The 4,970-nt window shown below is 62.5% G+C and carries 3 protein-coding genes and 1 pseudogene; 3 read left to right on the top strand and 1 reads right to left on the bottom strand.

Annotation, left to right across the window (positions count from 1 at the left end; all coding sequences use genetic code 11):
* Positions 1-2,389: glucosidase (locus HX846_RS07850; RefSeq protein ID WP_178965213.1), on the top strand; the 2,389-nt coding region annotated here is incomplete at its 5' end.
* Positions 2,390-2,506: 117 nt separating this feature from the next.
* On the opposite strand, the gene rpiA is transcribed toward HX846_RS07850, so the two are convergent.
* Positions 2,507-3,178, bottom strand: coding sequence for a ribose-5-phosphate isomerase RpiA (gene rpiA, locus HX846_RS07845; protein WP_003213836.1), 672 nt, complete (start codon positions 3,176-3,178; stop codon positions 2,507-2,509).
* A gap of 136 nt (positions 3,179-3,314) precedes the next feature.
* On the opposite strand from rpiA, the gene ilvA reads away from it, so the two are divergent.
* Entirely contained in the window at positions 3,315-4,829 is a 1,515-nt protein-coding gene (gene ilvA / locus HX846_RS07840) for a threonine ammonia-lyase, biosynthetic (RefSeq protein WP_003213834.1), read from the top strand.
* A 40-nt stretch (positions 4,830-4,869) separates the two neighbouring features.
* Positions 4,870-4,970: pseudogene (locus HX846_RS07835) on the top strand (DUF2269 domain-containing protein); the annotation flags it as partial.

Raw genomic sequence — 4,970 nt, 5'->3', positions numbered from 1 at the left:
CCTGGGCCTGGCGCTGTGGAACGAGCGCGACGCGATCATCAAGGAACGCCTGTTCGGCCTGAACAACGCCGAGGGCAACCACGGCGAAGACGTCAAGGAACTGTACTTTTTCGTCGATGGCGTGCCGAGCCATGCCTACATGCGCATGCTCTACAAATACCCCCACGCGGCTTTTCCCTATGACGACCTGATCGCCGAAAACGCCCGGCGTGGCCTGGGGGATGCCGAATACGAAATCCTCGATACCGGGGTTTTCGAAGACAACCGCTACTGCGACGTCACGGTGGAATACGCCAAGCACCAGCCCGATGACGTGTTCATGCGCATCACCGTGCACAACCGATCGGACCAGCCCACACGCTTGCAGGTGATGCCGCACCTGTGGGCGCGCAACGACTGGAGTTGGACCCACGATGCCCCCAAGCCTGAATTGCGCCTGGAGGGCGAACAGGTGGTGGCGCGGCACCATGAGCTGTTCGATCGCCACCTGAGTGCCTGGGGCCAGGACGGGGTGGAATGGCTGTTCTGCGAGAACGAAACCAACTACCCCAGGCTGGACGGGCAACCGGCGCCGGGGCCGTTCAAGGACGGGATCAACGACTATGTGACCACGGGGGCGCAAGCAGCGATTCGCCGGGATGCGGGTACCAAGGTGGCTGCGCGTTTCATCCTCGAGCTGGCGGGCCAGGAAAGCAAAACCCTGTACCTGCGCTTCGCCCCGGTGGAGGCGCCGTGGATCAATGCGCGCAAGCTATTCGAAGAGCGCCGCCAGGAGACCGATGACTTTTACGCGGCGCTGCAACAGGGCATCGCCGATGAAGACGCACGCAATGTGCAGCGCCAGGCCCTGGCCGGGTTGCTGTGGTCCAAACAGCTGTACTACTTCGACGTGAATCAATGGCTCGACGGCGACCCGGCCCAGCCCGCGCCGCCGCCCGAGCGTTTGCATATCCGTAATACCCATTGGCGGCACTTGTCGAATTTCGACATTCTCTCGATGCCCGACACCTGGGAATATCCGTGGTATGCCTCCTGGGACCAGGGGTTCCAGGCGGTGGCCGTTGCCCTGATCGACCCCGGTTATGCCAAGCAGCAACTGTTGCTGTTGGTGAAAGACCGCTTCATGCACCCCAACGGTCAGTTGCCGGCCTACGAGTGGCGTTTCGACGACGCCAACCCGCCGGTGCATGCCTGGGCCAGTTGGCGGGTGTATCAGCAGGACAAGGCGCTGAATGGCGTGGGCGACATGGATTTCCTGGAGCGGATCTTCCACAAGCTGCTGCTGAATTTTTCCTGGTGGGTCAACCGCAAGGACGCCGAGGGCCGCAACCTGTTCCAGGGTGGGTTTCTTGGGCTGGACAACATTGCGCTGTTTGATCGCTCGGCTGATTTGCCGCCGGGTTATCAGTTGGACCAGGCGGACGGCACAGCGTGGGTTGCGGCGTACGCGCTGGACCTGATGCGTATCGGCCTGGAATTGGCCAAGCGCAACGTGGTGTATGTGGATATCGCGGTGAAGTTCTTTGAGCACTTCCTGTATATCGCCGGGGCGATCAACCGCGTCGACAATGGCGATGAAGGCTTGTGGGATGAGCAGGACCAGTTTTTCTATGACGTGCTGCATCGGCCTGGCGGTGAAAGCGAACCGGTGCGCCTGCGCTCCATAGTCGGCCTGATGCCGCTGTTTGCGGTGCTGGTGCTGGAGCAGCGCGAGCATGAAGGGCTGGAGGGGTTGCGCGAGCGATTGCTGGGTTTTATGAAACACCGGCCGGACCTGGCCAAGCTGGTGTCGCGCTGGAACGAGCCGGGGCAGGGTAATCGCCTGCTGCTGGCGCTGTTGCGGGGGGAGCGGACCAAGGATTTGCTGCGGCGGATGCTGGATGAGTCGGAGTTTCTCTCCACCTTTGGGGTGCGGTCGCTGTCGAAAGCGTTCGCCGAGGAACCGCTGGCGCTGAAGATGAATGGCAATACCCTGTGTGCCCGCTATGAGCCGGCGGAGTCCGATTCGCGGCTGTACGGCGGTAACTCCAACTGGCGCGGGCCGTTGTGGATGCCGGTCAACTACATGCTGATTGAGTCGCTGCGGGAGTTTCACCGCTACTACGCGGATAATTTCTCGGTGGAGTATCCGGCGGGGAGTGGGTATCTGGCGTCGCTGGAGGAGGTTGCGCAGGGGCTGAGCCAGCGGTTGACGAGCCTGTTTCTGAGGGATGAGAACGGTTCAAGGCCGTCGATGGTGGGGTATACACAGTTGGAGGCGGACCCGGCGAGCCGCGACCTGGTGTTGTTCCATGAGTATTTTCATGGCGAGACCGGGCGGGGGTTGGGGGCTTCGCATCAGACAGGGTGGAGTGCGTTGGTGGCGCTGTTGTTGCAGCCAAAAACCTGAAAACAGCACAATCAAAATGTGGGAGCGGGCTTGCTCGCGAAAGCGGTGGGTCAGCCAACAAATCCTGCGCTGATACACCGCTTTCGCGAGCAAGCCCGCTCCCACACGGGTTTTGCATTACGCCTTAAGCGTTTTCACGCCTTCCGCGGTGCCCAGCAGCAGTACGTCAGCCGGACGGGCCGCAAACAAACCGTTGGTGACGACGCCGACGATCGCGTTGATCTGGCGCTCCAGTTCCACCGGGTTGGTGATCTGCATGTTGAACACGTCGATGATGATGTTGCCGTTGTCGGTCAGCACGCCTTCGCGGTACACCGGGTCGCCGCCCAGTTTCACCAGTTCGCGGGCCACGTGGCTGCGGGCCATCGGGATCACTTCCACCGGCAGCGGGAACGCGCCGAGTACCGGCACCAGTTTGCTGGCGTCGGCAATGCAGATGAAGGTCTTGGCCACGGCCGCAACGATCTTCTCGCGGGTCAGGGCTGCGCCGCCGCCCTTGATCAGGTTCAGGTGTGCGTCGCTTTCATCGGCGCCGTCGACGTAGAACTCCAGGTCGCTGACGGTGTTCAGCTCGTACACCGGAATACCGTGGCCCTTGAGCCGCGCAGCGGTGGCTTCGGAGCTGGCAACCGCGCCGTCGAACGCGCCCTTGTGCAGGGCCAGCGCATCGATAAAGCAATTGGCGGTGGAACCGGTGCCGACACCGACGATGCTTTTATCGTCGAGTTTAGGAAGGATTAAATCGACGGCGGCCTGGGCCACTGCCTGTTTGAGTTGATCCTGGGTCATGCGGGCTCCGGAACGGGCGGGGAGTAAAGAGGGGCGCGAGTATAACCCAACAAAACCTCGGTTTTCGTGTGGTCGCCCGGCCAAACGCTGGGTTAGACTCCTTGGCCCTGCCCAACCCGCCCAGTGATGCTTTCCGATGCTTGAACAGTACGTCAAAAAGATCCTCACCTCGCGCGTTTACGACGTTGCCGTAGAAACCCCGCTGCAGACCGCCCGCCAGCTCTCCGAGCGGCTGGGCAACAAGGTCTGGCTCAAGCGCGAAGACTTGCAGCCGGTGTTCTCGTTCAAGATTCGCGGTGCCTACAACAAGCTGACCCAACTGAGCGCCGAAGAACGTGCGCGCGGCGTGGTCACCGCCTCGGCGGGCAACCATGCCCAGGGCCTGGCCCTGGCGGCCAAGGTGCTGGGGGTCAAGGCCACCATCGTGATGCCCAAGACCACCCCCGAGATCAAGGTCGAAGGCGTGCGTTCCCGTGGCGGCAAAGTGGTGCTGCACGGGGATTCTTTCCCGGAAGCCCTGGCGTATTCGCTGAAGCTGGTCGACGAAAAAGGCTACGTCTACATTCACCCCTACGATGATCCGCACACCATTGCCGGGCAGGGCACCGTGGCGATGGAGATCCTGCGCCAGCACCCGGGGCCGCTGGACGCGATTTTCGTCCCGGTGGGCGGCGGCGGCCTGATTGCCGGTATCGCGGCCTACGTGAAATACCTGCGGCCCGAAATCAAGATCATCGGCGTCGAGCCGGACGACTCCAACTGCCTGCAAGCCGCCATGGCGGCGGGCGAGCGCGTGGTACTGCCGACCGTGGGCATCTTCGCCGACGGCGTGGCGGTGGCGCAGATCGGCCAGCACACCTTCGACATCTGCAAGGATTACGTGGATGAAGTGATCACCGTCAGCACCGATGAAATCTGCGCGGCGATCAAGGACATCTACGACGACACCCGCTCCATCACTGAACCCGCCGGCGCCCTGGGCGTGGCGGGTATCAAGAAATACGTCGAGACCCGTGGCATCACCGGGCAAACCCTGGTGGCCATCGATTCCGGGGCCAACGTCAACTTCGACCGCCTGCGCCATGTGGCCGAGCGCGCCGAGCTGGGGGAAGGCCGCGAAGCCATCATCGCCGTGACCATCCCCGAGAAACCGGGCAGCTTCAAGGCCTTCTGCGAGGCCGTGGGCAAGCGCCAGATCACCGAATTCAACTACCGCTACCACTCCGGGCGCGAGGCGCACATTTTTGTCGGCGTGCAGACCCACCCGGAAAACGACCCGCGCAGCGCGCTGATCGCCAGCCTCACCAGCCAGGGTTTCCCGGTGCTGGACCTGACGGAAAACGAACTGGCCAAGCTGCACATCCGCCATATGGTCGGCGGCCATGCGGCGCATGTCAGCGACGAGGTGGTGTTCCGCTTCGAATTCCCGGAACGTCCGGGGGCACTGTTCAACTTCCTTAACAAATTGGGCGGGCGCTGGAACATCTCGATGTTCCACTATCGCAACCACGGCGCCGCCGATGGGCGCGTGGTGGCGGGCCTGCAAGTACCGGCGGACGAGCGTCACCTGGTGCCGGCGGCGCTGGAGGCCATTGGCTACCCGTACTGGGATGAAAGTGATAACCCGGCCTACCAGCTGTTCCTCGGTTGAGCGACTACGCTGACTGGGCGGCCTTCAAGGAATCGAGAACATGGAAACGCTGACCACCCTTAAAGTTATCCACATCGCGGCCACGGTGTTGCTGCTGCTCAGCGGCCTCGCCCTGGCAGTGCTGGCCTGGCGCAAACGCAG

It is taken from the genome of Pseudomonas sp. K5002 (genome assembly GCF_013386655.1).
Lineage (GTDB): Bacteria > Pseudomonadota > Gammaproteobacteria > Pseudomonadales > Pseudomonadaceae > Aquipseudomonas.
Note: the sequence above shows the minus strand (reverse complement) of the source record. Positions and strands in the feature narration are given on the sequence as shown.